A 24,174-nucleotide genomic window follows, 5' to 3' on the forward strand; every position below is an offset into this window, starting at 1 on the left:
GCATTGCGTGGGCGGCCCACAGCCCGCATTTCGCGGCTGTGCTCGAAGCCTTTGGGCCGCACTGCGTATCGTCGTCGCTGATCGAGGCGGGGAGTGCCGGGCCTGAACCTCGCCGTTGGGGGAGCGAAGTGCTGCGAGAACATGCCCGGATCGTCGAAGCCATCCGGACTCAGGACGTGGACGCCGCGCGTGCTGCAATGCGCATTCACCTGATCAACGGTCGAGAACGCCGCCGCGTGGTGTCGGCATTGCGCATCTTCTAGCAGCAGCGCTGCAGGAGCGTCGGCTCGTGTTCATCTGCGACTTTGTTGGGTGATCCGCGGACGGACGAATCCGCTCATATTCAGCGCGATCTGGTTGCGCGGCTCAACACGCGCCTGTCACGTCAGAGCGACGGCGACCGCAGGTTGCAGGCATCGCTGGCCAGGCAGCGCGTCTCCTTTTCGCAGAAGGTTGTGCAGCGGTCGATGAGGCAGGAGCGCCTGTAGTGGCCCAATCGAAGCGGGGTCGGCACGGCTCCTATCCTGGGGATCAGTCCCGCTCCCTGGAACCTCATCCATCGCGACTTTCGGGTAGCGACCCCGATGAGAAGGGGGCTCGCCCACACCACGGAGTTCCAGATCCCCGTCACCAAGATGACCTTTGGCCCATTGTCGACTGCGTCGACGGTCTGGTCATCAGTTGCTCCATTGAGACGCAGCCAGACGCTTATCGTCCGCGGCTGGTTTCAGCCAGATGGCTGCAGCGTACGAGCCTGGTATCTATCGGACGCAGGAATCCTGCGTTCGAGCGGCTTTGGCGGCGCTACTTTGCATGAATGCGGCGGCAGCGCGTCTCTAACATCCACCGCCATGAGACGCCTAGATGCCGAAGCAGTCGCCCGCTTGCGCGGGCAATCGCCCAGTTGGGAATTCAGTTCGGATCGAGGAGGGCTGATGACCCGGGAGTTCGTGTTCGGAGGCTTTGCAGAGGCCTTCGCCTTCATGACCCAGATCGCTCTGGCCGCCGAGCGGCTGGACCATCATCCCGAATGGTCCAACGTCCACAACCGGGTGAGGATCGTCTTGACCACGCATGACGTGCACGGCTTGTCGACGCACGATGCCACGCTGTCTGCGCTCATCGACCGCGTGTACGCGGCCTTCGCTCCAGCCGAGTCTGCAGGACGTCCCGCGGCAGCCATCTGAAAGTAAGTGAGCCGATGAATTTCGACAACCAGATCGTGATGCTCACAGGTGCATCCGGCAACCTCGGGCGCGCTGTCGCCCGCTCGTTCTCCGATCGGGGCGCTCAACTGGTTCTCCTGGATCGTCACGGGGATGGCCTCGACGCCGCCCTGACCGCCGGGAAGCGTCAGCCGCTCGGGATTCAGGCGGATCTCACACGCCCTGGCGATGCGTCCGATGCGGTGGCCGCTGCGCTTGCACGCTTCGGCCGGATCGACGTCCTGTGCAATCTCGCCGGCGGCTTTCGCATGGGCGCCCCTGTGCACGAGACGACACCCGAGACCTGGGATTTTCTCTTCGACGTCAATGTCCGGTCCGTCCTGCACATGTCGGCCGCGGTGGTGCCCGCCATGCTCGATGGCGGGGGTGGTCGCATCGTCAATGTCGGCGCCTATGCGGCGCTACGCGGAGGGGCGGGCATGGGGGCCTATGCCGCCTCCAAGGCGTCCCTCATCCGACTGACCGAATCGATGTCGGCGGAACTGCGCGAGCACCGGATCAATGTCAACTGCGTGCTTCCCACCATTCTGGACACACCACAGAATCGTGCCGACATGCCGCAGGCGGATCCGACGCGGTGGGTCGCGCCGAGTGAACTTGCCAATGCGGTGATGTTCCTGGCATGGGAAGGCGCTCGCGCCATTCACGGTGTGGCACTTCCGGTCACCGGCCTGGTCTGATCGGATCATCGGCGGCCAATGCCGCCAATTGGATTCCTGTCCCATACCCAAGCGTTGCTCTGGCGAGCCAGCGCGCAGGGAGCGCCTAAATTCCGCTGACCACCGCGTCGAGCGCAGCCACGAATTCACTGGCCTGAGGTCGCAGGCTGCCGTGCACAGGGCCCAGATCCTTGACCCGGAAGGGGGCCGCCAGATGCGGCAATGCCACCAGCGTCGTTCCGTTCCAGCCGATGCTGGGGCAAAGGGACCGCGGCATCGCCGCCGGCATGTGGGCACGCAGCGCCAGCGGTATCACCAGGCGGGTCGGGAGCTTGTCGAGGATGTCGCTCTGGATGTCCACCATCCAGGGGATCTCGCCACGCTGGGTCTTGGACGGGTTGGCATAGACATCGAACTGGGCCATTGCACGATCACCAGGGACGGTAGTCTTCGCCGAAAACGCCGACGCGCTCGACGAGCCCGTTCTGGGCAGCAATCCATTCCGCGTAGGTTTCGTTGAATTCGCGCTTGCGTTGGCCAAGCGTCTTCTTCTGTTCCAGTGCTTCGAGTTCGGCGTAACGGGCAGCCGAGATCATCACGACCGCGACGCGGTCGTTCTTCATGACCTGCACAGGCTCGCGTTCGGCTTGGCCCAGGTAGTAGCCGAAACGGTTCTTGGCATCCGTGGCGCTGACTTGCATGATCGGACTCGGGTGGGTGCGGAATGGCCATTTTAGCCATTCAGGCTTGCAGTCCGGGCAACTTCTTGTTGCTCGGAATGGGCCCGTCCCGCGCCGGTGTTTGCTGGCACGTGGATGTGGCAGGCGCAGTGGTTTGGCGCCGCCCGCCTGCGGCGGTCGTTCCCTTGCAGGTGTCGCTGGCCGCTCATCCCCTTCGGGGACTGCTGCGCAGCCTTCCAGGCAACTCGGCGAAGGAGGAGCGGGCACGGGTCCGGGGAGGAGAGGGTGGGGGGCTTGCCTGTGTGCGCTCACGCTACCTCACCGTTCTCGCGTTCAAGGCCCTGCGCGCGCACGCGTGCTCGGCGCGGTCCCCGCGCGCCTGCGGCGACCTTGAGCGCTGCGCTGCGGCGAGGTCCTTCGGTGGCGCAGGCAATCCGCCCTGCGTCTTCATCCCGGAGGTCGCCATGTCGTCCAAAACCACTCCCGCAGTTACTGCCGCTCCCGCTCCCGCTCCCGCTGCCGCAGTCGCTTCCACCTTGCCTTCCTACACGCCGATCCAGCAGCGCATCCTCGGCTGTCTGCGGGTCTTCCTCGGCGAGCAGGCCGCACCGCTCTACGACGCGCACGGGCGTTCGCTGCAGCGGCTGGCCGCCTTCGCCAGGGATTCCGGGCTGCCGGGCTGCCAGGAACTCTCGACCGGGCTGGCCCTGGCGCAGGCGCTCCTGGCCGAGGCGATGTCCAGCGCTCCGGTGTTCGACTCGCCGGCGGCGGTGACCGACTTCCTCAAGCTGCATTTCGCGGGGCAGGCGTACGAGAGTTTCGTGGTGGTCTTCCTCGATGCGCGGCACCAGCTCATCGTGGTGGAGGACGTCTTCCGGGGCACGCTGACGCAGACCAGCGTCTACCCGCGGGAGATCCTCAAGCGGGCGCTGCACCACAACGCGGCGGCGGTGATCCTCGCGCACAACCATCCATCGGGCAGCACCGATCCGTCGCGCGCCGACGAGATGCTGACCGAGACCCTGCGCAGCACGCTGTCGCTCATCGACGTGCGGGTGCTGGACCACCTGATCATCGCGGGCAACGCGTCACTGTCGTTCGCTCAGCGCGGGTTGCTCTGAAGCGGTGAGGGGGCGCGAGCCCCGGGGCTGGCCGCGCGAGTCGGCCCTCCTCGCCGCAGCCTCAAAGGTCCTCTTGCGCAGTGGGCCGGCTCTGCTGCGGCAGATAGTGCGCCATCGCGTCGCGCAAGCGCAGTTCCTCCTGCTGCAGGCTGCGCATGGCGCGCGCGATCGAATGCGCCACGAAGAGGGAATCGATGGATTGGCGCCACCGGTCGCAGGCGTCGTCGCCCGTCGCCGGGCCTGCTGAGCCCGTGTCGTTGCACGCCGCGGAGGACCACGCCGTGCAGTTCACCGGTGCGGCAGGCACGGGGAAGCCCGCCCGGCGCAGCAGAGCGGCCTTGTGGTCGAGACTGAGCATGCGCTGTCCCAGCAAGGACCGTACCTGTGTCAATGACGCAGGCCCTCGGCGGACGCGTGAGCGCGTTCTGTCCGACCTGATCTTCTGGCAGGACGCGCGATCGATCTCGGGTTTTCCTTCGCAGTGGCACCGCCGGCCGTACGGGTCAGCGTCTACGCTGGACCATGCTGCGCTGGGTGGAGGGAGTCGGCGCCGTCCCCCATGCTGGCGGTCATGCCACTTGAACAACGGGGATGCTCGCCGATAGGACCTCTGACCATGCGGTCCGATCCTGCGCAGCCGATGTCGATCCTGTGCGCCGCTTCTGCGGCAGGGCGTTCTCGTGCCTCCGTCGTTCGGGCAGCTCGGTCTTCGGCCGCGGCCGAATCCGTGCGGGAGGGCTCCTGCTGCGGGAGGAGGCCTGGCTCATGCGTCCTGGCGAGGACAGGTCCACGCCCGTGGCCTTGTATTTGCCGTGAATCCTGGCAGGGGCACGGCACACGCTCTCTGCGTTCGGTGCGCCTCGGGCTTCTTCGCCGCAAGCGGCCTGCCCGACAAATTTCCCCGACCTGCGGTCTTCCTCGCGAGGCAAATTTCTCGGTCCTGCCGGTCCTCCACTGCGTTGCGGCCCTTCATTGCATGCGGGTGCGTCGCGCCCGGCACCGCGCCGTCCGGTTCACGCCAAGGCCGCGATGGTCGCGGACCTGGTCAACCTCGAAAGGACTTCATCATGAGCACCATTGGCAACTTCACTGCATCGGGCAACGGCTACGTCGGCACGGTTCGCACCCTGACCTTGAACGTCAAGGTCAGGATCGTCTCCAGCGACAAGGCGAGCGAGAACGCCCCGGACTTCCGCATCGTCGCGGGCAACGGCCTCGAGATCGGCGCGGCGTGGAAGAAGATCAGCAAGGCCGACCGGCCCTACCTGTCGGTGACGCTCGATGATCCGTCGTTTCCGGCGACCCTCTATGCTCGCCTGGTCGAGGGCGAGCCTGGCGAGTACAGCCTGATCTGGTCGCGCAGCAAGGGCGACTGAGGTTGCTCGGCACCCCCCCGCGGGCGGGGTGCCTTCTTGTGCTCTTCGTGCCGACGGGCCGGACGTTGCGAGTCTCGGCGGGCGCCTGACTTCTTCTTTCGGGCGCACCTTATGGCGGATGCACGCGCAGGGGGCATTCCGTTTGTGCGCCTCGTGGCATCGTCGAGTCCGACGACGTCCTTCTTTTTGGCTGCACGGCAATATGAATCGGATCTGTGGCAGTGCGTTCTGCGTGGACGCACTTCCCCGATTCCCGGTTTGTGCATCTCCGGCAATGCGGACCGCGCGCTCGTGCTGCGCATCGAGCCGCTCGCGGCGTCTCGACCCCGGCGGGCGCAGATCGCTGACGCCTGCGCGCCTTCGCCGCTGCGCACTGCGTTTGCGTTTGCGTGGGGCGTCTCTGAAGGGGAGGGCAGGTTGCTGTTTCCTCGTCGTTTGCACGACGTTCTCGAGATCAAGGCCTGCGATTGGTGTAGGCCCATCTCCAGCGGCCGTCCTCAATCCCGACAGCTGCGTCTGCCCCCCAAAGACAGTAGTCACCTGCGCAGTTGAGCGTGTTGAAAACCCCCGCATTTGCACGCGCATTAAAGTAGCGCCTCCGATTCTTCAGAATGGTACGAATGACCCAAACCTACAAGCAAATCCAAAAGCAGATCGAAACGCTACAGCGCCAGGCCGAGAAGCTTCGCAATCAAGAGGTCGAAGGTGTGGTCGGGCGTATCAAGGTGGCGATCACACACTATGGCCTGACGGCTGAGCAACTCGGATTCGGCACCGGCTCTGCCAAGGGTAAGTTGCTGGTGTCCCGCACGCGTGCTGCGTCGAAGGCTAAGAAGTCGCCAACGTCAGCAAAGTACGCCGACGGTCAAGGCAACGAGTGGCTCGGTCGCGGTCCTCGGCCCCACTGGCTTCGCGATGCACTGGCCGCAGGCAAGACGCTCGAGGAATTTGCCACCGGCGTCACGGCATCCAAGCATTCCCCAGACTCAGCAAAGCCCGTGGCGAAACGGAAAGCCAAGGCTTCCTACAGGGACGAGAACGGCAACACCTGGAGTGGCATGGGCCCCAAGCCGCGTTGGCTCAAGGATGCACTGGCTGCCGGCGCAAGCCTGGATCAGTTCGTCGCCTAGCCGACAGCGTCCTGCGACGCACCACCAACGGCGAAATCGCTTTGCTATGCGGTGGTGTCGACAGAGCCTTCTTCGACCAGCAGGAAGCACTCGAACTCTGCCTTGATCCGGCCCGGCTCGGCGGCATCGAAAGCCGTCGGGCACTGGAAGACTTTCAGGAGCAGGTTCTCGTTCATCGAGGTGGCGAAAGCCCCTGATCTGCGAACTCGGCAGACCGAGGACCCAGATGTTTGAAGGTCAGGTTCGCCGCCGTGCCGGGCGGCGCTTCGAAGATCTCGACATGGTCATTGGTCATGACGATCGGATCGCTGAACTGACTCAACATGCCAACAAGCGCATGAAACGCGCTGTCCATGTCGTCGGGGTCCAGGTCGACCAGACCGATGGTCGTCTTTCCGGTGGTGGTTTCGAGGTGTGCCACAAACATGGCGCCACCTTAGCCGAGGCGCACTTCGAAGTAGGCTTCGTCAGCCGCTCCCAGGTCGCGGAAGCCGGCGCTCTTGGCCTTCTCGTAGGCCTTGGGCCAGGCGCTCGCCAGCGCGCGTTCGTCCTCGTTCATTTCTTCGATGCCGGACTCGGCCGCGCTCGAGTACGCCTTCAGAACGCGCCCGACGTTGTCGCCCAGTTCCTTTTCAAGGGTGGCGCGGAAACGCTTCTCGGCTGTCGCGATGTAGTCAGGCGGCAGGCCTGGAAACTCTCGGAGCTTGGCGGTGAACGTCATGAGGATCTCCTTTTCACAAAGGCGTGGGTGATTTGACGATCTCGACCGGTCCGATACCCGCATAGACGAGCTCGCCGGTGGCTGCCTCGGTGACGCGCACGCGGTCGCCGATGGTGGTGATCGCATAGGCGTCCTGCGGCAGGCGCAACGGCATCTCTTCGAACGTCGTCTTGCTGTACCAGGCGGGTATGCGTAGAAGGGTCGGATGCGTCATGACAGAGCGCCGTAGCAGGACACGCCGCCGTCCTTTTCCCACTCGCGCTGCGCGACGACTCGCGCATCAAAGTCCATGTTGCGGGAGTACAGGTGGCAGGCCAGCGCAGCAACGGCGTGTGTGTCGACGTCTTCAGGCGCGGGGTCGATCTGGACCCATGCCTTCATGAAAGACTTGACCCATCGCAGGGTGGCAGCACGCTCAGGGTCTACTTGCATGGCATCTTCCATCACTGCTCCTTGTCGGTGATCACTCATTGGCGCTCGTCATCACGTTCGCTCCCATTCCGCCTCCGTGTCCTCGCCACCGAGCACAGCCGGCGCTCCCAGCGCTTGTGTCCGCCTTTGGTGGACTCCAGCTTGGTCCCCACGATCGAAATGCCGTCCGCCCGTGTCGTGCAGCAGCAAGGGATCGGAAGCCAAGCCAGGCATCGGGTCTTGCCACACGCCGGCCTGGTGATCCGAGGCGTGCCGAGCAGCAAGGGGCCTCACTGTTCGTGGGGCACACGCAAGCCGTCTTGGCACGGAAAGCAGAACATCGAAATGACTGTACGAATATACAGCTTTTTGCTAGGCTTGTGGCATGGACGACATGCCTGAAACTGAATGGATCGCTGCTTGTGCGCATGGGCTGCAGCGGCATTGGCGGACCGTCGACCCAGTGGAACTGGAGGCCGTCGCGACCGAACTGAGTCACGACGGACACTTGCGGGCCATGCGACCTACCCAAGCTGCCGCAGAGTGGCTTAAACCGGTGATGCAGTCAGACGTGGCGGGATGCGCGCCGCCTGAGCGGTTGGCGTTCGGGGCAACTGCGCGGAGCGCGAACGGTCAGAAGCAGGCCAGCCGATGATCAGGCGGAGGTCTCCTCCAGACCGAGTGCTGACGGATAGATGATTCGCCCATTCGGCGACCGCCGCTTGGCTACGAAGACCCGGTCATGTAGCTGGAGCGGGCGAGCGACCGACGGAATGCGCAGTCCGCGTGTGATGGCGCTTGGTGCCATCTTTCTTGATCAGGCACGGCATTCCTGCTTCGAGAATCTGTCGCTTCACTGTGGGCCCGTGGGCGGGCCAGAGCCGATGATCACTGATCGACGTCTTGTTGCCATTCGGGAGGAAGCAGGGCGCGGACGTTGGCATCAGACATCGAGTAGTGACCTACCTTGTGATCTCTGTCGAAGATTTTTGGAAGGTCCGCAGGATCGATGGATGGCTGCTCGGGATCTCCGCCGCTGAAAGCACGGATGCTGTCCATCGAGTCCCAGATCGACATGACGACGACGACAGTGGTGCCATCGTTGCGATCACGGAAAAGAGCCGCAGCCCGCTTGTTGCCTTGGGCCGCTCTCATTTCCTGTAGCTTGGTTGCCTCGAGGTGCTCACGGCATTCCTCTCGCAGATGGGAGTGAATCCAAAAAGTCCAGGTTCGCAGAATTCTTCCCATGTAGTTTGCTCGCTTCGTTTAGAACCAAGCGGGGCCTGGCTCTTCATGGTGCACCTTGCGCTCGTTCCAAGCGAGGACCTTGCTCACAACGCTGCCTCGAAAATGGCGCCTCGCGACCCGAAATTCCTCGCTTTGTGGAATAACGCACGAGCTGTTGCGATGGGTTGACTCAGTGCCCCCAGTGGGAATCCCGCCGCGGGCCGCCCCGGTTGGGTGTCAGTTGCATGCCAACGGCAAGGTGCGTGCGCCCGGCGAATCGTCGACTGTGTCCGTCGTCAGGCTCCGCACGATCGATGGACTTGTCTTGTTGCTTGTGACTCGACGTGATGCGACACAGGACCGTAAGCCTGTCCAGGCCCGAGAACGGCGTGGCCCAGGAGGGCCGGCGCATCGCGGCCGATCCGCAGTTCAAGGCGCGTCAGCCGCTGTCAGCTCACGCGGTCGATGCGCTGCGCGACGGCTCGCTCAACGACTGAGGCAAGCCCGCCGTGCCGTCGTTCGCGCGACGTCACATCGCCGCAAAGGCGACCCGATCGAATTTGCGTTGTGACAGTTTCCTGCGATCAGCAGGAGGCTGCTCATGATTGCATACGACGTCGACGATCCGCCACGCGAGCCATGGGGCGTCTCTGCGGCGTATCTGTACATCCTGGATCTCGACGGGCCGGGGCTCGCCTGGGAGTATCTGCGCCGCCATTGGCAGTACCGGGCTGCATGGGTAGCACGGCGACGCACGGCATGTTCCGAGCGCTGGGGGTTGCGATGGCGCCGAAGACCCGCATCACGATGCGCGAGAGGTGCAGCCGCTCTGGGACATCCCAGTCCACGAACTGCTGCACGTGCGCGCCGCGCACGCATCCTGCTCGGCAGCGCATCGGTCGGTGCGGGACGGTTTCGATCTCTGGCGAATGCCGGGCCGCAAGCGCCTCGCGCTCCGCACCACTGGGCTGATGGTGGCAGCCGATGTTGCCACGCGGCGCTTGCAGATGGCGTTGGCCGATGACCTTGCCGATGGGGTTGTGTATGTATGCACCGTTCCGTTCGGTCCCGAGTTGCGTGGCCAGATCGCCCACTTCCATGTGCAGGCACAGGCCCTGGCGGGCCATGCCCCACCCGCTGCATCCGCGCGCGCCGTCACCCGTTCGGCGCTGCTGCACCTGCGCGCCTTGCAGGCGCTCGATGCCGCGCAGGCCGGAGCGTCGCACCGTGAGATTGCGCAGATCCTGTTCGGCCTGAGCGTCGTTGTGTTGCGATGGCATGCGGACGGTGAGCTGCGCGCGCAGGTTCGGCACCTGCTGCGGCGCGCCCGGGCGTATCGGGATGGAGGCTATCTGGCGCTCGCGGGCGTCCAACGCACGGGAGCGAACACGCCTGGAGACGAAACGCTGCACTGAAGATCTCCCTTCTCGAATCGGACTGCGATCCCGAGACTGCCTGCATCGGGTTGCGAGTGGTTTGCGGCCCACTCACAGCGATGGAGGCCCTCATGGCAACTGGCAGTTCGTTCCCTTCACGCTCGGCCGCAGCGGCTGCGCCGCAGCCTGCCGTGGTTCCCGCTGCACCCGGCAATCCCGAGTTCCTGACGACCGACGAGGCCGGCGCGTTCCTGCGGCTGTCGCCACGCACGCTGGAGAAGCAGCGCGTGCTGGGCGGTGGGCCGCGCTTTCGCAAGCTCGGCGCGCGCGTGGTCTACGCGACCGCCGACCTGCGTGCCTGGGCAGACAACCACACCTACGGCATGACCTCCGACCCCGGCTACGTGCAGCGCCATTCGGTGCGCTGAGCACGTCCATTCGCGCAGCGCGCCCGAAGCCGTGGCCGACCCCTCCACGCCAATTTGTCGAGCACCGTGTGAAGGTTGAGCGGCACTTGGAGATGACGGTGCGCGAAACCATTCCTCAGCGTCGGCCACGCATGGCAATGGTTGCGCCGTTGGCCGTCTGCTGCCGATTGAAGTGGAACGGCAGCGACGATGGGACGAGTCTCTGGACGCTCGTGGCGCTCCGAACGCCGAGGGCGATCGGTGGTACGTACGACAGCGCGCGCGTTGCTGGCGTGATGCCAGGCGCGCGCATGCTGCTGCGTGTCGATGACGAGTCGCAGGTCAAGGCGGCGCTCGAATTGCTCGACGCCATCGCGACGGTGGGCATCGATCCTCGCGCGGTGGCGGCAGCCCTCTGGCACACGATCGGCAACAGGCTGGTCGCACGCTTGCCGTGCCCCGAATGCACGGCAGGGCGGCATCCGGCGCATCCTGCGCGCGCAGCGCTGGCATGAAGCGCCGCATGCTTTTCGCGTGGATGGGCTTCGGCTTGGCAGCGCTCGGCCTGCCAGCCCTCATGACGCTACCGGTGAGCATCGTCTACAACCCGAGCGACAGCGTGCCGCGCGGGTGGTATCGCGTCGGTCACGTCGAACATGACGACGTTCTGCAGGTGGGCGGCATCGTGCTCGCGAGACTTCCCGCCCACGCGTCGGCCCTCGCGGCGCAGCGTGGCTATCTGCCGGCTGGTGTGCCGATCCTCAAGCGCATCGGCGCCGTGGCGCCGCAATCGGTGTGTGTTCGAGAACACGTTGTGCGCATCGACGGTCTCGCCGTGGCGACCGTGCGGACGCTTGACGGCAACCAGCGGCCATTACCCGTCTGGCAGCAGTGTCGCGTTCTTGCCGACAATGAGTTGTTCCTGCTCGGCGTGACCCATTCGGCGTCGTTCGACAGCCGCTATTTCGGTCCTATCGCGAGGTCTGCCGTGGTGGGAATTGCACGGCCGATGTGGACATGGAGCGCGCCATGAGATCCCACCCTGGTGCGCACATCGACAAGCTGCGGTGCGTCTTCGCGTCAGTGTTCTGTTCGTCGCCAACAACGCGGTCGAGCCTGGTCCGAAGCTCCATTGGTGACGTGCCGACGCAGTGCGAACCCGCGCGCCGCTCGTGTCGTCAAACTGCATCCGCACATGCACGTAGGCTGAACTCAGTCGTGCAAAGCGATGGAAGACAGCATGCAGCACCCGTTGCATCCGAGCTACCCCTCGGGCAGCACCATTCCTCCTGTGCGCGGCTGGCGGCGGGTCGGGGCAGGGAGCAGATACAAGGACCGGAGATGGAGTGCTGCGGTAATCGGGGCAAGCGCGCCCAATCAGGCGCCGCGGCAGCGCGGGAGTGCGTCCGCACGGGGTGCGAACGCGGGCGCGGCCGCGCATACTGATCGGCCTGTTCAACGTAGCAGGAGAGCGGCGATGCAATACTTCGGTGGACTTGATGTCTCGGTGACGGAAACAGCCATCTGCGTGGTCGATGGCGATGGTCAGGTGCTCTTGCGCACCACGGCGGAGACTGAGCCGGCGGCAATCCGCGCGGCCCTGGCGCCGTTCCTGCGACGACTGCGCCGCGTCGGGCATGAGGCTGGCGCACTGTCGCCATGGCTGCAGCCGCAGTTGCTCGCGCTGGGCCTGCCCATGGTGTGCCTGGAGGCGACGCATGTGCGTTCGGCACTGAAGGCGCAGCGCAACAAGACCGACGCGGCCGATGCGCTGGGCATCGCCCACCTGGTGCGCACCGGCTGGTACAAGAGCGCTTACATCAAGAGCGAGGCGTGCTACCGCCTGCGCCTGCTGCTCACGCACCGGCGCAATCGCAAGCGCAAGTTCCTGGATCTGGAGAACGCCATCCGCCACTCCCTGAAGGCGTTCAGCATCCGCCTGCACAAGGTCGGACGCGCCAGCTTCGAGGCGGCCGTGCGCGCCGCGGTGGTCGGCGATGCGTTCACGGCCGAGCTGATGGACAGCATGCTCGCCGCCCGCGCGGCGCTGTGGAGGGAATACCTTCATTTGCACCAATTGGTGGTGACGCAGGTGGCCCAGGACGAGTTGTGCCGGCGCTTCATGGCGATCCCCGGCGTGGGGCCGGTGACGGCGCTGGCGTTCCGCACCGCGGTGGAGGATCCGTCGCGCTTCAAGCGCTCGCGCGATGTCGCCGCGTACTTCGGGCTGACGTCCAGGCGATGGCAGTCGGGCACGTCCATCGATATCCAGGGCCGTATCAGCAAGGCCGGTGATCCGGATGTGCGCCGTTCGCTGTTCGAAGCGGCCACCGTGCTGCTCAAGCGTTTCCGAGGACAGGACAAGGTCAAAAGCTGGGGTCTGCAGATCGCCAAGCGCAGTTGCCATCACAAAGCTGCGGTGGCCGTGGCGCGCAAGCTGGCAGTGATCATGCACGCGATGTGGAGCGACGGCACCTGCTACGACGGTGGTGCGGGCACGTCATCCGAGGAGTGCAGCCGGCGCGCCCAAAAGAAGGATCAGAAGCACCTGGGGCGCCTGGCGAAGACGGCGGCGCTGCCGACGCCGGATGGCCATCTAGTCATCGCCGGTGCACCTGCAGGAGCAGGCCAATGACAGCCCGCGGCACATCAGCGCAGCAGCTTCGTCGCAGCGCTGGCGACATCCACTGAACACCCGCGAGGGTCAAGGCGTTCCGACGTGAACTGGAGAGAGTTGGTGCAGACCATGAAAGACGGGAAGCTCGATATCTTGCCTGTGGCCGCGCAAGCGGACCACGCTCGAGTGCTTGTGACACGGCCCCGTCCGACCGATGGCGACATGCGCCTCGATGGCCACTCGCGCTGCCACCCAAGAGGCTTGTGCAGCGACAAATCCAGGCCCTCGATGAGCGCGGAGGTGTGCCCGGCGCACCGGCACTCGACCACCCGAACGCACGATCCCGAAGCAAGTCGGGCTGCGCATCGTGCGCAGTCGGCGATGCATTCAATGGTGCGCGCACATGCACTTCACGGTGCTCGCATGCGCGCGTTTTCAACGTGCAGACGACGATGTCGTGAAGGAGAATCGCATGAGAAATCCGGTCAACAATGGAGCCCCGATTAGGTGGGCCAGATAAAAGGGGCGGCACGTCGTGCCCCCGAAGCCCAGTCTGCACGTGGGTTTGACGCGGCACCGCGAGGGGCCTCGCGCGTGCCTTGCGGACACCGGACCCCGCATGACTGCGGCGTTTGTAGCGTGCCGCTTGCGGCTGACAACGCCGAGGTGCGCTGGGGGCTTCGTCATGGCGAGCCGTGACGACGACCGCTTCCGCGTCAAACCGGCGGCACCAAGGTCGCGGGGCGGGCCACGCTCGCAGCGCTTCATCTCGCAGGTGCTCAAGGAAGTCTCGAAGACCGGAGCGAAGCGTTCCGGCAAGCAGGAGGGGCGGCGACCAGCGTGCACTTTTGGGCGGGGGAGGGTAGCAGCTGCAACGGTCGGACAACGCCTCGGGTCGAAGGCCCGGCGTGTCGTCATCAAGAGCCGCTTCGTCGTGCTCAAGCGCGCTGGTGTGAACTCCGTCGCCGTCCACCTGCGCTACATCGAGCGCGATGGCGTCACGCGCGATGGACAAAAGGGTCAGGCCTACGGTGCCGACACCGACCAGGTCGACCTGAAGGCCTTCCAGGAGCGCGGACAGGGCGACCGCCACCAGTTCCGCTTCATTGTGGCGCCCGAGGATGGGCTGGAACTGGAAGACCTCCAGGGATTCACCCGTCAGCTCATGCGCCGCATGGAGATCGACCTGGAGACCCAGCTGGACTGGGCGGCCGTCGATCACTGGGACACGGACAACCCCCACACCCACATCGTGCTGAACGGGAGGACCGCCAGCGGGGAGGATCTGGTGATCTCCCCGGACTACATGGCGCACGGCATGCGCATGCGCGCGAGCGAGATCGCCACCGAATGGCTGGGGCCGCGCACCGAGCTCGAGATGCGACAGAGCTTGGTGCGAGAGCTGGATCAGCAGCGGCTCACCGGCCTGGACCGGACGCTGATCCGGCAAGCCGACCGAGGAGGCGCCATCGACCTGACGGGCTGTTCTCCGGATCGGGCGCGTCAGAACGTATTGCGCGCCAGGCTGCAGCGTCTCGAAGGAATGGGACTGGCCGAGCGGGTGAGCGCCCATCGTTGGAGGCTCCAGCCCGGCATGGCGGCCGCTCTCGGTGCGATGGGCGAGCGCGAGGACGCGCTGGACGCCATGCGGCGCGCACTTGGAGCCCCGCAGCGTGAACTCGTGGTGCATGGCACAGAGGAGGCCAGCGCCGTGCCTGTGATCGGTCGCATCATCGGCAAGGGATTGACCGATGAACTGAGCGACCGCGGCTTTCTGGTGGTCGACGGCATTGATGGCCGCGCGCACTACCTGAAGCTGCCGCCCAGCGCCGAGCTGGCCAAGCTTCCGATGTACGCCATCGTGGAGGCCAGGCATCAGCGACCGGGGAGGGAAGTGGATCGGACGATTGCTGCGGTGTCGGAGAACGGTATCTATCGCGTAGCGGACCATCTGAGCCAACTTCGACAAGCCGGTGATGGCGATCCACAGACCACCGTCGAGGTTCATGTGCGCAGACTCGAAGCCTTGCGCCGCGCGGGTCTTGTCGAACGCATGGCCGATGGCATTTGGAACATCCCGGCGAACTTGGTGCAGAGCGCCCAGCAGCACGACGCGCGAAAAACGGATGGCTGGGTGATCGAGCTGCGCTCGCATCTTCCCATCGAGCAGCAGGTCCGAGCCCTCGGCGCGACCTGGCTGGACCGGAACCTGGTGACCGACGTCGGCGTCGCGAATCGGGGCTTCGGCGCGGCGGTGCGCGATGCGATGCAATCCCGCGCGGACTTCCTCGCCGAGCACGGCCTGGCCGAACGCCGCGGGCAGCGCGTAGTCCTCGCGCGCAACCTGCTGGCAACGCTGCGCGATCGCGAACTGGCAGCCGCCGGACAGTCATTGCAGGAACAGACCGGCCAGACCTACAGGCCGCTGCGGGACGGCCAGCAAGTCAGCGGCATCTATCGCCGGTCCATCCAGCTTGCCAGCGGGCGCTTTGCCGTGCTTGACGACGGCATGGGCTTCAGCCTGGCGCCGTGGCGGCCGGTGATCGAGCGGCGCATGGGGCAGCAGGTATCGGCCGTGGCGCGCGGTTCGTCGGTCACGTGGAACTTTGGCAGGCAGCGTGGCCGTTCTCTCTGATGTTGTCGGAGTCAGTACTGCTGCCTTGCTCGGGCTCTTGTTTGACGCGCTGCCCGGTGACATTCTCGACAGTGGGAGTTGGACCTTCAGGCAACCTGTGGGAACCTCGAATGTCCCCAAGTCACGAGATCTGTATCGTAGAGTGCCATGAGTTCCGAACGCCCTCTTGCTCATCTAGCCCATGTACCCGATGACGAGCTTGTTCGTCTTGCGACCTTGTGGCGCTCGCGCGCCAGCCTTGGCGATCGCGAGGCGTTCGGAATCGCTCATGCGCTGGAGGTCGAGCAGAGGCGCAGGCAGAGGCCGAGTCAGTTGGCGCTGCCTGAGCTCCCCCGGGCTTCACGACGGTGGTGGAGATTTTGGGGCTCGCAGCTGTAGAAGCCGGCGGACCGCGCTGACAGTCGGTCTTCGCTAACGCGCAGCGACGCGACGTACCGTTCGCGCTGGCTATCAGGCGGTGGTCGAGATCAACGATCGCCTAGCCGATCAGGGGCTTGCTGATCGTGGAATCCACCATCACCGCGGTGCTCAGGTCGAGAAGGAGCGAGCTTGTTTTCTTCATCAGCTACCGGGGCACTTCAGCGGGACCGTCCCTCGTGTCCGGCATGATATTTGCGTGCTTTCGCAGCCCGCGCATCCGAAAGCCGGATGCCGCGCTCAGGGCAATGGGGCTGTGGGCCGTCGCATAGGCGCTAAGCGCGACGCTCGTTCAAGCCGATTGCTGTGCTCAGGAGTAGTCGTGAGACCATTCTTCGAAATGCTGAACACCCGCTTGGCCGCAGCCCGCACTGCGGAGGAGGTGGGCAATCTGATTGGCTACGGAGCGCGTGAACTCGGCTTCGAGCATTGGGCATATGGTCTGCGGCTGCCCCTTCCTTTCACCCGGCCGCGTTTCATAACGCTCAGCAATTATCAGGATCGATGGGTCGATCGATACCGGGAGCAAGGCTATATCTCGATCGACCCGACCGTGATCCATGGGCGTCGAACGCCTGTCCCACAGGTATGGAGTGCCCGGACGTTCAGAACGACACCACAACTCTGGGACGAAGCGCAGTCGTTTGGGCTGCGTATCGGTTGGGCGCAGTCGTGCTTCGATGGTGGTGGTCGCATCGGTATGCTGTCGATCGCCCGATCCCACCAGGAAATCTCCCCGCGCGAGATTCGAGTGAATGACCCCCTCTGGCGCTGGCTCGCCAACGTGGCGCATCTCGAACTGTCGAGTCGTCTGCTGGGATCTCAGGCCGGCGGCGAAGTTCTGCTCACGGCCAGACAGATCGAAGTCCTGCGGTGGACAGCCGATGGGAAAACCTCCGCGCAGGTGGCGCGAATTCTCGGCGTCTCCGAGCACACCGTTCACTTCCACGTCAAGAACGCGATCGCACGGTTGGGTGCAGGCAACAAGGTGGCTGCCGCCGCACGTGCAACGCGTCTGGGGTTGCTCGATGGGTGATCTATAGGCAGGCTCAGGGCAGGCCAGGTGCACTGCATTCGAGTTGGTGAGGCGACGTCTCCGCGTAGTCTTTTCCCGAGACTGGACGACCAATGTCTGGAAGCGACCGCCACTGCCTGTCCACGGAGATCCAGCACGCAAAAAGCAGATGCCCATCGACCTCTCTTGGCGCGCTGGCTCTTTCTGCCTTCACGCCTGCATGTCGGAGAATGCGTTCGATGCCCAGCGGAGACACGCTGATCAGACGCTGCGCGCCTGCGTCCGACGCCATCCGCATGGCGGCAGCCAGGATGTCCAGCGCAAGCGGTGACGCGAAGTTGGACGTCGGCGATGCCATGGGCGATCGTGGGTCGATGGCCGAGAAACGAGAGATCTCCCAAACAGTGGCGGAGCGGGGCAAGGGCGCGTCGCCCATCAACTGGGGAAAGACATCGGCAAGCAGGTACGGGCGGTCGGTCGGTAACAAGCGCGCGGTTCCGATCACTGCACCGCCCGCATCGATGGCAGCGATGTAGCAGGTGTCGCGATGGTCGAACTCGTCGAGTTCGAGTCGACCAGCGGTGTGCAACTGCCAGCCCAGATGTTCCACGAAGACGCGATGGCGATACCTCGCGATGTCGAAGAGCAGTCCTGCTGGCATGCTGTGCGCTGTTCCGGCAATGATCCTCATGATGCGCTCCTTTTCCCTGGAGGCATTAGAAGCATCCGACAGCTGACTGGGTACTACCTGAAGTAAGAGGGGTTGCTCGGTTGTTGGTGGATTTCACGACGCGGAACTCCGCGATCTACGCAATGCAAAGCGTGCAACGAGGCTTCGGTGTTTTGCTTGCGGTGCGCCGGTTGCTCACCACACGCGGCAATGCACAGCGATGGACCGGTGGGAAGGGCGAAACTGCGTATCGCAAACATCCATTGCGCTCGAATGCTTTAGCGGCAAAGATGCGGCCGGCTGACCACCTCGCTCATGCCTTGAGGTCGCTTTCAGCGTACTTTCATGCGTCGGCAAAACGGCCCGGTGGCGGTACAGCGTCCTGAGAACGGCCCCTCGGATGCGGGGCAATCGAGATGTGCTCTCAGCGAATCTGACCTATCTACGCTCAAGACCACCATGCTCACTTTTGCAACGCTCGGTCCCGAGGGCAGCGATCACCATTTCGTGTTGCAGCGGTACCTCGCATCGCACGGCATCACGGAGGCGTCGCGCCTGATCGTCTTTGACGACTTCCACTGTGGTGCGCGTGACGTGGTCGACGGAAGAGCGGACTACCTGCTGCAATGTGCGGTCCATCCTGCCGCAGCCGAGATCGCGAGCACCTATCGCCCTCGCTTGGTTGTCGTGGATGCTTTCATCTCTCCGAGCCGACCCATGGCGCTGGTTCGGGCCCGAAAGGCCGGAGATGGGCGTGAGCGCGTCGCTGTGCAGCCCGCCTCCCAGAACGATGCTGATCTTTCCTGCTGGAGCGAAGTAATTTTTGAATCCAGCGTTGCCGCTGTGCAGAACGGTCTTCGGGCTCGCCGGTATGAAGCGGGGATCGTGTTCATGTCGTTCGCGCTCGCCAATTGTGACGAGTGGCAGGTGCTCGCTTCGATCGGAACGACTTGCGAGGCGTGGATTGTCTATGGACGAGAAGCGGTCGACAAAGGGGACGCGGTTGTCTGGCGCGATAGTCCAGTGGCTCACCAATACTGGCTCGGGATGGATCGATCTCCGAACTGTGGCGGATCCTGATGGGCCGGTGTTTGAAGCCGGTCTTGGATTCCAGGCATCAACGGTTTTCCATACGGCGGCTCGCGAGGATGCCGGCAGTGGCTGCGAGGGCAATGCCGAGAACGGCTGAATCGGTGGGCCATTCGTTCCAGAAAAGCATACCCAACAGCATCGACCACAGCACCATGCTGTAGCGGAACGGCGCGACCACGGACAGGTCAGTGTTGCGGCAAGCAGCGAGCAGCGCATGGTTCCCGGCGGCCGTGGCAACGGCAGCCAGCAGAAGGAGTCCTGCGCTCGATGCGCGCAGAGGTGGCCACTGCTCACTCAGCCCTACCAGAAAGCCTGCAGCACAGACAGCCGCCGTGATGAGCATCGTCACGCTGCCCGAGGGGATCGCACTCGGCAGGCGTCGTGTGACCAGGTCACGGGTGGCGAGCGAAAGTGCACAGACCGCCGCAAAGCCGATACCCGTGTCGGAGCCCTGCGCAATGGAACGGCTCCAGGGCTGCACGATGGCAAGGACGCCCGCAAGACCAATGAGCGTCAGTACCAAGCGCCTGGGCTGCCAGGATTCCCACCCGAGCGCACTGGACACTATGCCGACGATGAGCGGTGCAGACATCATGATCGCGGTGACGGTGGCGAGCGGCACACGAGTGAGCGCCAGGACCGACGAAAGTGCCGTCGTGATCTCAAGACCGCAACGCAATGCCAGCAGCGGGTGAAATGCGAGCCCCCGCCATGCCGGTTGTCGCCTGGCCTGCATTACCAAAAGCACGCAGGCTGTCGCGAACACGCCGCGCACGGCAAGCACTTGACCGGCGGGCAATGCATGCGCTGTTCCCTTGACGAAGGCGTCGTTGAGCGCATAGGCAAACATTGCCATCAGCATCAGGACGATGCCTCGACGGTTCACTGCGGGATCAGTCACTTGAGGCGTTGCCGTGGTCGAGCGTGTTCGTGGCGGAGGGCGGAACAGGGGCGCTCGGTGGAACGGGCTCGGTGGCCGCTGCGCCGGCTGCTATCAGCGCATCGGTTAACGCATGTGTCTTGAGAACGATCTCCATGACTTCGGCGTCCGGGTCTGACATCGAAACGATGGCGCCGCCGGTGCCGATCGATATCCCGGAGGGTGTGCTGATAATCGTCCGGATCACGATGTTGAGTTGTGCGGCGCCGCCGAACGACAGGTAGCCCAGGCTGCCGGAATAGACGCCGCGACGCCCCTCTTCCAGGGTTTCGAGGATACGCATCGTGCGCTCCTTGGGGGCGCCGGTCATCGAGCCGCCTGGAAAGGCAGCGCGCACACAATCGATGACCGTGCGGTCCCTGCGTAGGCGTCCCTGGATCGTGCTGACCAATTGATGCACCGTCGCGTAGGTTTCCACGCTGAAAAGGCTCGGAACGTGCACGCTGTCGACATCGCACACGCGGTTGAGGTCGTTGCGCAAGAGGTCGACGATCATCAGGTTCTCGGCTCGGGTCTTCTCGTCTTGCGCCAGCTCGTCCTTGATCGCTTGGTCCTCCTCCGCTGTGGCGCCCCGCGCCGCCGTGCCCTTGATCGGTTTGGATTCGACGGAGCGATCCTGCCCGATGCGCAGGAACAGCTCGGGCGAGGCGCACAGGACTGCCTGATCGGTCAGCTTCAAGAAGGCGGCGTAGGGCGCCGGATTGCGCCGACGAAGCAGCCGGTAGACGCCGAGCGGCTCGATCACCCCAACGCCTTGCAACTGATTCGTCAGGCAGACCTCGTAGGTCTCGCCCTGCAGAATCTGAGCCTGCGCCTCCACGATCAGATCTCGGTAGGCGGCGAGCGAGGTCCGCCATGCGAGCGCTCCAAGCCCTGCGGCCGGCGGCTGCGCCGCTTCGGGTGCATCCGGTGGCATGTTGGACCGAGCGGCGAGTTGCTCTCGCATTCGCCGCATCCATTCCCGGTTCGCTTCGGAGACATGCTGCGTGTCGAGGCAGACGACCCACGTGACTTGCTCCGCATGGTCGAAGGCAATGAACCGGTCGACCCTGATCCAGGCTGCGTCCGGCATGGCGTTCAAACAAGGCGGGCGCTCGGTCGGGTCGGACATGGATTCATACCCGAAATACCCGACGAAGCCGCCATGGAAATCGAAGGGGAGGAGGGGGGCGACGGGACGCGGCAGCGCCAACTGCGTCTGCAGGTAGTCGAACACGCTTTCTGCCCGCACCTCGGATGCAGTGCCGCGGCGAATTTCGACACAGCGGTGCTGTGCGTCGTAGCCGACTATTTCGGCGCGCGGTCCGGAAGCGTCGCCTATGAAGGAGAAGCGCGCCCGTCCACTGTCCGTCAAGCTGCTGTCGAGCCAGAACGACGTCGGTGATGCGCTGAACGCAGCAACGTACATGTCCTCGGCCGTGACAACCGTGTCGAGCCACTCGACGTGCAAATGCAGGCGGCCTTCACCGAAGGGCATGGCGTACGCGGGACCGGCCGATGCGGAGGGGCGATGAGACGCGTTGCGCCATTCCTGTGTCAAGTCACGGAAGTTGCGCAGCAACCGTGCGCCGAATTCGGTGCAGATCGATTCGGGGTGAAACTGGACGCCCCACCAAGGGCGAGCCACATGCCGCAGCGCCATCAAGGTGCCATCCGAGGCCCACGCCAGCGGCTCCAGCGAACTCGGTAGCTCGGTGACGGCCAGTGAGTGATAACGCACGGCTTCGAAGCGGTCCGGAATGCCGCGGAACAAATCCTTCTGTGCGTGGGAGATCCGGTCGAGGCGGCCGTGCATCGGCCGCACCGCCAGATCCACCGTGCCGCCGCAGGCATGCGCCATCGCCTGGTGTCCCAGACACACACCCAGCACGGGCACGTCCGCGTATCGCAGCGCGTCAGCAGAGATGCCGAGGTCGGTTGCGCGCTGCGGTCTGCCGGGACCGGGGGAGATCACGATGTTGTCGAACCCGAGCTTCTCGATCGCTTCCCAGGGCATCTCATCGTTCCGGACGACGAGGGGCTCCTCGTCGTTGGCCGCCGCAAGGTACTGGTAGAGGTTATAGGTGAACGAATCGTGGTTGTCGATGAGGAGGGTGCGCATGGCCGTCTCTCTTGAAAGTTGGGGCACTTCCATCGTTTGCCGTTCGGCCCTGATGCACAACTGCTCGATCAGGTAGGGGCGCCGCGGCGCGCGAACTCGCTACGTGGCTGCGCAATGCGCCGATTCGTTCTGGGGCAAGGTCGAGAATGCGCTCTGATTGGTAGCGACGCTGCGCAGGCTCAATCACCGCATACGCGTGCCAGTCCCCGGTCCAGTGCCACGACAAACAGAGGCGTCATGTGGCGGATCCTGGCGAGGTCGGCGGTGGCGTTCGCCAATCGGCTTCTGCATTCGGGCGACTCGCGAAGGCGCTGCGTCGCCTTCAGCTCTTCGATGAACATCGGCCGCAGCCGGTCAAGGGCCGGGCGCAGCTGCCCGCTCAGGTCGGCGCGCGGCTCCGTCGGCGCCTCACCGGCGCGCCGCCAACTGGTCATGAGTGCGATCTGGATCAGCTTGCTCGCCTCGATCTGGTCCGCGAAGAATGCGCCGGCGAGTTCCGGCGAGACACCACGTTTCGCCGCTTCAGCGGCTGCGGCGGCAATGACCTGCTGCTCGCGTGGATCACCGGGTGGATCGGCAACCGGGAAGCCGCTATCCCATTTGGTGAGCGCGACTTGGCGTGAGATCTCGAGGCGAGCGGCACTTAGGTCGACGAGTCGTGAAAAGTCGCTGGGTGGTGCGGGCTGTGCGTTGGCACAGGAGGCCAGGAACACGCAGACGGCGATCACGCCAAAAAAATGGCCTCGATCAGAGAAAGCGAACTTCGGCATAGATACTCCTTGAGTGATTCGGAAAACGTAGACCCGGCAACCTGCTGGATCAGGCCGTGGCATAAAGGCCAGAGGTATTCTTGCGCCATAGACCTTCTTTCCGACTCAATGCGGACGCACGCAGGGAGCGCGGATGCTGAGCGGGCAGCGCGCGAGATACCAACGATTCGCGCCTTAACTTTGATCCGTCGAAGCCCAGGCGGGAATCTCGGTTCATGAGTCGACGCCATGCTCTGCGTGAACTCAGAAGACCTGGCTGAGGAACCTGTAAATCCTTGGATCCGTGTTCGCGCTGAAGAACACGTCCGGCGAGGCCTCCTGCACGATGCGTCCGGCGTCCATGAACACCACCTTGTCCGAGACCGCACGTGCGAAGCCCATCTCGTGCGTGATGCAGATCATCGTCATGCCATCGCGTGCCAGGAGGATCATGGTCTCCAGCACCTCCTTGACCATCTCGGGGTCCAGCGCGGAGGTGGCCTCGTCGAAGAGCATGACCGACGGGTTCAGGCACAGCGCGCGGGCGATAGCGACGCGCTGCTGCTGGCCACCTGAGAGCTGGGCCGGATAGGCCGAGGCTTTGTCGGCCAGCCGCACCTTTGCAAGATGCGCCAACGCGGTCTCACGCGCTTCGCTCTTCGATCGACGCAGCACCCAGGACTGAGCCAGCGTGCAGTTCTCCAGCACCGTCAGATGCGGAAACAGGTTGAACTGCTGGAAAACCATGCCGATGCTGGCCGCGACCAGATCTTTGTGGCGCATCTGCGGCGTGATCGTCGTGCCGTTGACGCTCACGATGCCGCTGCCATAGCCTTCCAAGCCGCTGATGCAGCGCGCGAGCGTCGACTTGCCAGATCCGGAAGGCCCGCACACGACCACTCGCTCGCCGGCCTTCACGGTCATGTCGATCTCGCGGAGCACCTGATGGGTCCCAAAGTGCTTTGAGACCTTTGTGACGCTGACCACCAGCGGCCGGATGGGTTCAGCCATCATCATCATGCCGCCCGCCCATAGAGCCGGCCGGCGGGGCTGTCGCGCCATGCCAGAAGTTTTCCTCCGCTCACCCGGGCCCGGCCGTAGACGATCCACGCATCGTCCACGGTCCCGATGAACTGCGTCACGTGCAGGATGTCGGGATGCGACTGAGCCGCCGCTGCATAGCCCAGGCCAGCGGCATATTTGCCGGCCAGCAAGCCGCTGGTCACTTCGGCAACGGTCCCCACCAGTTTGATGCGCTCCCACTGTCGAGCATCGATGTAGTCGAGGGTCGGACGCATGACCGCCAGCGAGCGAGGCTGAACGGCGTCGTTGCGCTGGAGAATCGCAAGATCCTGGCTGGGCGAGATGAACGTGTCGATCGCGAACAGTCCTTCGAAGAATCTTCCCATCGTCGCCGTGCAGGCCGGGTGCACGGCGCACTGGATCAGAAAATCGGCGCTACCATTCAACACCGCGTCAGCGCACTGCGCGAAGTCGGCAGCCAGCGTCACCGTGGCACGGTCGAGCAGCCCATGAAAGTCGAGATAGCGCAGCGTCACGAACTCGTGGTTGCTGCCGGCGGGTCCAAGGGTGATGAACTTCAT

Annotated in this window: 29 protein-coding genes and 3 pseudogenes; 17 read left to right on the top strand and 15 right to left on the bottom strand. The window is 64.4% G+C overall.

Translation table 11 applies throughout. The features are described 5' to 3' along the window. Positions 1–38 precede the first annotated feature (38 nt). From N8A90_RS07800 to N8A90_RS07810, 4 genes and pseudogenes are all read left to right on the top strand, one after another. Entirely contained in the window at positions 39–263 is a 225-nt protein-coding gene (locus tag N8A90_RS07800; RefSeq protein ID WP_410087647.1) for an FCD domain-containing protein, read from the top strand. Between the two features lie 117 nt (positions 264–380). After that, positions 381–709 (top strand): annotated as a pseudogene (locus tag N8A90_RS25455) (IS3 family transposase); the annotation flags it as partial. 142 nt (positions 710–851) lie between these two features. Beyond that, positions 852–1,187, top strand: a complete 336-nt coding sequence (locus tag N8A90_RS07805; protein WP_262074112.1) for a 4a-hydroxytetrahydrobiopterin dehydratase — start codon at positions 852–854, stop codon at positions 1,185–1,187. Between the two features lie 14 nt (positions 1,188–1,201). Continuing rightward, on the top strand, positions 1,202–1,906 hold the full coding sequence (locus N8A90_RS07810) for an SDR family NAD(P)-dependent oxidoreductase (RefSeq protein ID WP_262074113.1): 705 nt from the start codon (positions 1,202–1,204) through the stop codon (positions 1,904–1,906). A gap of 85 nt (positions 1,907–1,991) precedes the next feature. Here N8A90_RS07810 and N8A90_RS07815 read toward each other — a convergent pair whose 3' ends face one another. Together N8A90_RS07815 and N8A90_RS07820 are read right to left on the bottom strand one after the other, a co-directional pair. After that, positions 1,992–2,309: a CcdB family protein gene (locus N8A90_RS07815; protein WP_262074114.1), complete on the bottom strand. Its 318-nt coding sequence runs from the start codon at positions 2,307–2,309 to the stop codon at positions 1,992–1,994. A 7-nt stretch (positions 2,310–2,316) separates the two neighbouring features. Continuing rightward, positions 2,317–2,586, bottom strand: coding sequence for a type II toxin-antitoxin system prevent-host-death family antitoxin (locus N8A90_RS07820; RefSeq protein ID WP_262074116.1), 270 nt, complete (start codon positions 2,584–2,586; stop codon positions 2,317–2,319). Positions 2,587–3,101: 515 nt separating this feature from the next. Here N8A90_RS07820 and radC point away from each other — a divergent pair. Then, the gene (gene radC, locus N8A90_RS07825; protein WP_410087648.1) at positions 3,102–3,686 is read left to right on the top strand and encodes a RadC family protein; all 585 of its coding nucleotides are present in this window, start codon (positions 3,102–3,104) and stop codon (positions 3,684–3,686) included. Between the two features lie 61 nt (positions 3,687–3,747). Here radC and N8A90_RS07830 read toward each other — a convergent pair whose 3' ends face one another. Further along, entirely contained in the window at positions 3,748–4,044 is a 297-nt protein-coding gene (locus tag N8A90_RS07830; protein ID WP_262074121.1) for a hypothetical protein, read from the bottom strand. Between the two features lie 709 nt (positions 4,045–4,753). On the opposite strand from N8A90_RS07830, the gene N8A90_RS07835 reads away from it, so the two are divergent. Continuing rightward, on the top strand, positions 4,754–5,062 hold the full coding sequence (locus N8A90_RS07835; protein WP_262074123.1) for a DUF736 domain-containing protein: 309 nt from the start codon (positions 4,754–4,756) through the stop codon (positions 5,060–5,062). Between the two features lie 620 nt (positions 5,063–5,682). Beyond that, the gene (locus N8A90_RS07840) at positions 5,683–6,192 is read left to right on the top strand and encodes an H-NS family nucleoid-associated regulatory protein (RefSeq protein ID WP_262074124.1); all 510 of its coding nucleotides are present in this window, start codon (positions 5,683–5,685) and stop codon (positions 6,190–6,192) included. A gap of 44 nt (positions 6,193–6,236) precedes the next feature. Here N8A90_RS07840 and N8A90_RS07845 read toward each other — a convergent pair whose 3' ends face one another. The 6 genes from N8A90_RS07845 to N8A90_RS07870 form a co-directional block, all read right to left on the bottom strand. Further along, positions 6,237–6,368, bottom strand: a complete 132-nt coding sequence (locus N8A90_RS07845) for a hypothetical protein (RefSeq protein WP_262074125.1) — start codon at positions 6,366–6,368, stop codon at positions 6,237–6,239. Then, on the bottom strand, positions 6,365–6,619 hold the full coding sequence (locus N8A90_RS07850; protein ID WP_262074127.1) for a hypothetical protein: 255 nt from the start codon (positions 6,617–6,619) through the stop codon (positions 6,365–6,367). The genes N8A90_RS07845 and N8A90_RS07850 overlap by 4 nt, the downstream gene beginning before the upstream one ends. A gap of 9 nt (positions 6,620–6,628) precedes the next feature. Next, on the bottom strand, positions 6,629–6,913 hold the full coding sequence (locus tag N8A90_RS07855) for a hypothetical protein (protein WP_262074128.1): 285 nt from the start codon (positions 6,911–6,913) through the stop codon (positions 6,629–6,631). Between the two features lie 13 nt (positions 6,914–6,926). Next, on the bottom strand, positions 6,927–7,127 hold the full coding sequence (locus N8A90_RS07860) for a hypothetical protein (RefSeq protein ID WP_262074129.1): 201 nt from the start codon (positions 7,125–7,127) through the stop codon (positions 6,927–6,929). Then, positions 7,124–7,357, bottom strand: a complete 234-nt coding sequence (locus tag N8A90_RS07865; RefSeq protein WP_262074130.1) for a hypothetical protein — start codon at positions 7,355–7,357, stop codon at positions 7,124–7,126. The genes N8A90_RS07860 and N8A90_RS07865 overlap by 4 nt, the downstream gene beginning before the upstream one ends. Positions 7,358–8,212: 855 nt before the next feature. Beyond that, positions 8,213–8,479 (bottom strand): hypothetical protein, encoded by a 267-nt coding sequence (locus N8A90_RS07870; RefSeq protein WP_262074131.1) that lies wholly within the window; start codon positions 8,477–8,479, stop codon positions 8,213–8,215. 419 nt (positions 8,480–8,898) lie between these two features. On the opposite strand from N8A90_RS07870, the gene N8A90_RS07875 reads away from it, so the two are divergent. From N8A90_RS07875 to N8A90_RS07910, 9 genes and pseudogenes are all read left to right on the top strand, one after another. After that, positions 8,899–9,048, top strand: a complete 150-nt coding sequence (locus tag N8A90_RS07875; RefSeq protein ID WP_262074132.1) for a hypothetical protein — start codon at positions 8,899–8,901, stop codon at positions 9,046–9,048. 104 nt (positions 9,049–9,152) lie between these two features. After that, positions 9,153–9,329 (top strand): annotated as a pseudogene (locus N8A90_RS25460) (transcriptional regulator domain-containing protein); the annotation flags it as partial. A 40-nt stretch (positions 9,330–9,369) separates the two neighbouring features. Beyond that, positions 9,370–9,966, top strand: a complete 597-nt coding sequence (locus N8A90_RS07880) for a DNA -binding domain-containing protein (RefSeq protein ID WP_262074133.1) — start codon at positions 9,370–9,372, stop codon at positions 9,964–9,966. A 92-nt stretch (positions 9,967–10,058) separates the two neighbouring features. Next, the gene (locus tag N8A90_RS07885; RefSeq protein WP_262074134.1) at positions 10,059–10,355 is read left to right on the top strand and encodes a helix-turn-helix transcriptional regulator; all 297 of its coding nucleotides are present in this window, start codon (positions 10,059–10,061) and stop codon (positions 10,353–10,355) included. 98 nt (positions 10,356–10,453) lie between these two features. Next, a complete protein-coding gene (locus N8A90_RS07890; protein WP_262074136.1) occupies positions 10,454–10,849 on the top strand; it encodes a DUF2840 domain-containing protein in 396 nt (131 codons plus the stop codon). Further along, positions 10,846–11,367: a S26 family signal peptidase gene (locus tag N8A90_RS07895; protein ID WP_262074138.1), complete on the top strand. Its 522-nt coding sequence runs from the start codon at positions 10,846–10,848 to the stop codon at positions 11,365–11,367. The genes N8A90_RS07890 and N8A90_RS07895 overlap by 4 nt, the downstream gene beginning before the upstream one ends. A gap of 444 nt (positions 11,368–11,811) precedes the next feature. Beyond that, positions 11,812–12,879 (top strand): annotated as a pseudogene (locus N8A90_RS07900) (IS110 family transposase); the annotation flags it as partial. A 757-nt stretch (positions 12,880–13,636) separates the two neighbouring features. Further along, positions 13,637–15,586, top strand: coding sequence for a DUF3363 domain-containing protein (locus tag N8A90_RS07905; protein ID WP_262074139.1), 1,950 nt, complete (start codon positions 13,637–13,639; stop codon positions 15,584–15,586). A 739-nt stretch (positions 15,587–16,325) separates the two neighbouring features. Next, the gene (locus tag N8A90_RS07910; protein WP_262074140.1) at positions 16,326–17,039 is read left to right on the top strand and encodes an autoinducer binding domain-containing protein; all 714 of its coding nucleotides are present in this window, start codon (positions 16,326–16,328) and stop codon (positions 17,037–17,039) included. Between the two features lie 13 nt (positions 17,040–17,052). Here the strand turns inward: N8A90_RS07910 and N8A90_RS07915 are convergent, their stop codons facing one another. Beyond that, positions 17,053–17,709 (bottom strand): acyl-homoserine-lactone synthase, encoded by a 657-nt coding sequence (locus N8A90_RS07915; protein WP_262074141.1) that lies wholly within the window; start codon positions 17,707–17,709, stop codon positions 17,053–17,055. Between the two features lie 438 nt (positions 17,710–18,147). Between N8A90_RS07915 and N8A90_RS07920 the strand changes: the two genes are divergently transcribed. Continuing rightward, the gene (locus N8A90_RS07920; RefSeq protein ID WP_262074142.1) at positions 18,148–18,768 is read left to right on the top strand and encodes a hypothetical protein; all 621 of its coding nucleotides are present in this window, start codon (positions 18,148–18,150) and stop codon (positions 18,766–18,768) included. A gap of 37 nt (positions 18,769–18,805) precedes the next feature. Here N8A90_RS07920 and N8A90_RS07925 read toward each other — a convergent pair whose 3' ends face one another. The 5 genes from N8A90_RS07925 to N8A90_RS07945 form a co-directional block, all read right to left on the bottom strand. Beyond that, on the bottom strand, positions 18,806–19,681 hold the full coding sequence (locus N8A90_RS07925; protein ID WP_316044009.1) for a DMT family transporter: 876 nt from the start codon (positions 19,679–19,681) through the stop codon (positions 18,806–18,808). After that, positions 19,674–21,821 carry an aminodeoxychorismate synthase component I gene (gene pabB / locus N8A90_RS07930; protein ID WP_262074144.1) on the bottom strand — a complete coding sequence of 716 codons (2,148 nt, stop codon included), beginning with the start codon at positions 21,819–21,821 and terminating at the stop codon, positions 19,674–19,676. The genes N8A90_RS07925 and pabB overlap by 8 nt, the downstream gene beginning before the upstream one ends. Positions 21,822–22,000: 179 nt before the next feature. Further along, entirely contained in the window at positions 22,001–22,591 is a 591-nt protein-coding gene (locus N8A90_RS07935; RefSeq protein WP_262074146.1) for a chorismate mutase, read from the bottom strand. Positions 22,592–22,834: 243 nt separating this feature from the next. Next, entirely contained in the window at positions 22,835–23,590 is a 756-nt protein-coding gene (locus N8A90_RS07940; protein WP_316044010.1) for an amino acid ABC transporter ATP-binding protein, read from the bottom strand. After that, entirely contained in the window at positions 23,587–24,174 is a 588-nt protein-coding gene (locus N8A90_RS07945) for a hypothetical protein (RefSeq protein WP_262074147.1), read from the bottom strand. The genes N8A90_RS07940 and N8A90_RS07945 overlap by 4 nt, the downstream gene beginning before the upstream one ends.

This window comes from Variovorax sp. N23, assembly GCF_025486315.1.
In the GTDB taxonomy this organism is placed as follows: domain Bacteria; phylum Pseudomonadota; class Gammaproteobacteria; order Burkholderiales; family Burkholderiaceae_C; genus Variovorax.

What these genes read in the sequence shown, in the direction of transcription:
- N8A90_RS07805 (WP_262074112.1), top strand. Translation starts at nt 852, where the DNA reads ATGAGACGCCTAGATGCCGAAGCAGTCGCCCGCTTGCGCGGGCAATCG.
- N8A90_RS07810 (WP_262074113.1), top strand. Translation starts at nt 1,202, where the DNA reads ATGAATTTCGACAACCAGATCGTGATGCTCACAGGTGCATCCGGCAAC.
- N8A90_RS07815 (WP_262074114.1), bottom strand. Translation starts at nt 2,309, where the DNA reads ATGGCCCAGTTCGATGTCTATGCCAACCCGTCCAAGACCCAGCGTGGC.
- N8A90_RS07820 (WP_262074116.1), bottom strand. Translation starts at nt 2,586, where the DNA reads ATGCAAGTCAGCGCCACGGATGCCAAGAACCGTTTCGGCTACTACCTG.
- N8A90_RS07830 (WP_262074121.1), bottom strand. Translation starts at nt 4,044, where the DNA reads ATGCTCAGTCTCGACCACAAGGCCGCTCTGCTGCGCCGGGCGGGCTTC.
- N8A90_RS07835 (WP_262074123.1), top strand. Translation starts at nt 4,754, where the DNA reads ATGAGCACCATTGGCAACTTCACTGCATCGGGCAACGGCTACGTCGGC.
- N8A90_RS07840 (WP_262074124.1), top strand. Translation starts at nt 5,683, where the DNA reads ATGACCCAAACCTACAAGCAAATCCAAAAGCAGATCGAAACGCTACAG.
- N8A90_RS07845 (WP_262074125.1), bottom strand. Translation starts at nt 6,368, where the DNA reads ATGAACGAGAACCTGCTCCTGAAAGTCTTCCAGTGCCCGACGGCTTTC.
- N8A90_RS07850 (WP_262074127.1), bottom strand. Translation starts at nt 6,619, where the DNA reads ATGTTTGTGGCACACCTCGAAACCACCACCGGAAAGACGACCATCGGT.
- N8A90_RS07855 (WP_262074128.1), bottom strand. Translation starts at nt 6,913, where the DNA reads ATGACGTTCACCGCCAAGCTCCGAGAGTTTCCAGGCCTGCCGCCTGAC.
- N8A90_RS07860 (WP_262074129.1), bottom strand. Translation starts at nt 7,127, where the DNA reads ATGACGCATCCGACCCTTCTACGCATACCCGCCTGGTACAGCAAGACG.
- N8A90_RS07865 (WP_262074130.1), bottom strand. Translation starts at nt 7,357, where the DNA reads ATGGAAGATGCCATGCAAGTAGACCCTGAGCGTGCTGCCACCCTGCGA.
- N8A90_RS07870 (WP_262074131.1), bottom strand. Translation starts at nt 8,479, where the DNA reads ATGAGAGCGGCCCAAGGCAACAAGCGGGCTGCGGCTCTTTTCCGTGAT.
- N8A90_RS07875 (WP_262074132.1), top strand. Translation starts at nt 8,899, where the DNA reads ATGCGACACAGGACCGTAAGCCTGTCCAGGCCCGAGAACGGCGTGGCC.
- N8A90_RS07885 (WP_262074134.1), top strand. Translation starts at nt 10,059, where the DNA reads ATGGCAACTGGCAGTTCGTTCCCTTCACGCTCGGCCGCAGCGGCTGCG.
- N8A90_RS07895 (WP_262074138.1), top strand. Translation starts at nt 10,846, where the DNA reads ATGAAGCGCCGCATGCTTTTCGCGTGGATGGGCTTCGGCTTGGCAGCG.
- N8A90_RS07905 (WP_262074139.1), top strand. Translation starts at nt 13,637, where the DNA reads ATGGCGAGCCGTGACGACGACCGCTTCCGCGTCAAACCGGCGGCACCA.
- N8A90_RS07915 (WP_262074141.1), bottom strand. Translation starts at nt 17,709, where the DNA reads ATGAGGATCATTGCCGGAACAGCGCACAGCATGCCAGCAGGACTGCTC.
- N8A90_RS07920 (WP_262074142.1), top strand. Translation starts at nt 18,148, where the DNA reads ATGCTCACTTTTGCAACGCTCGGTCCCGAGGGCAGCGATCACCATTTC.
- pabB (WP_262074144.1), bottom strand. Translation starts at nt 21,821, where the DNA reads ATGCGCACCCTCCTCATCGACAACCACGATTCGTTCACCTATAACCTC.
- N8A90_RS07935 (WP_262074146.1), bottom strand. Translation starts at nt 22,591, where the DNA reads ATGCCGAAGTTCGCTTTCTCTGATCGAGGCCATTTTTTTGGCGTGATC.
- N8A90_RS07940 (WP_316044010.1), bottom strand. Translation starts at nt 23,590, where the DNA reads ATGATGATGATGGCTGAACCCATCCGGCCGCTGGTGGTCAGCGTCACA.
- N8A90_RS07945 (WP_262074147.1), bottom strand. Translation starts at nt 24,174, where the DNA reads ATGAAGTTCATCACCCTTGGACCCGCCGGCAGCAACCACGAGTTCGTG.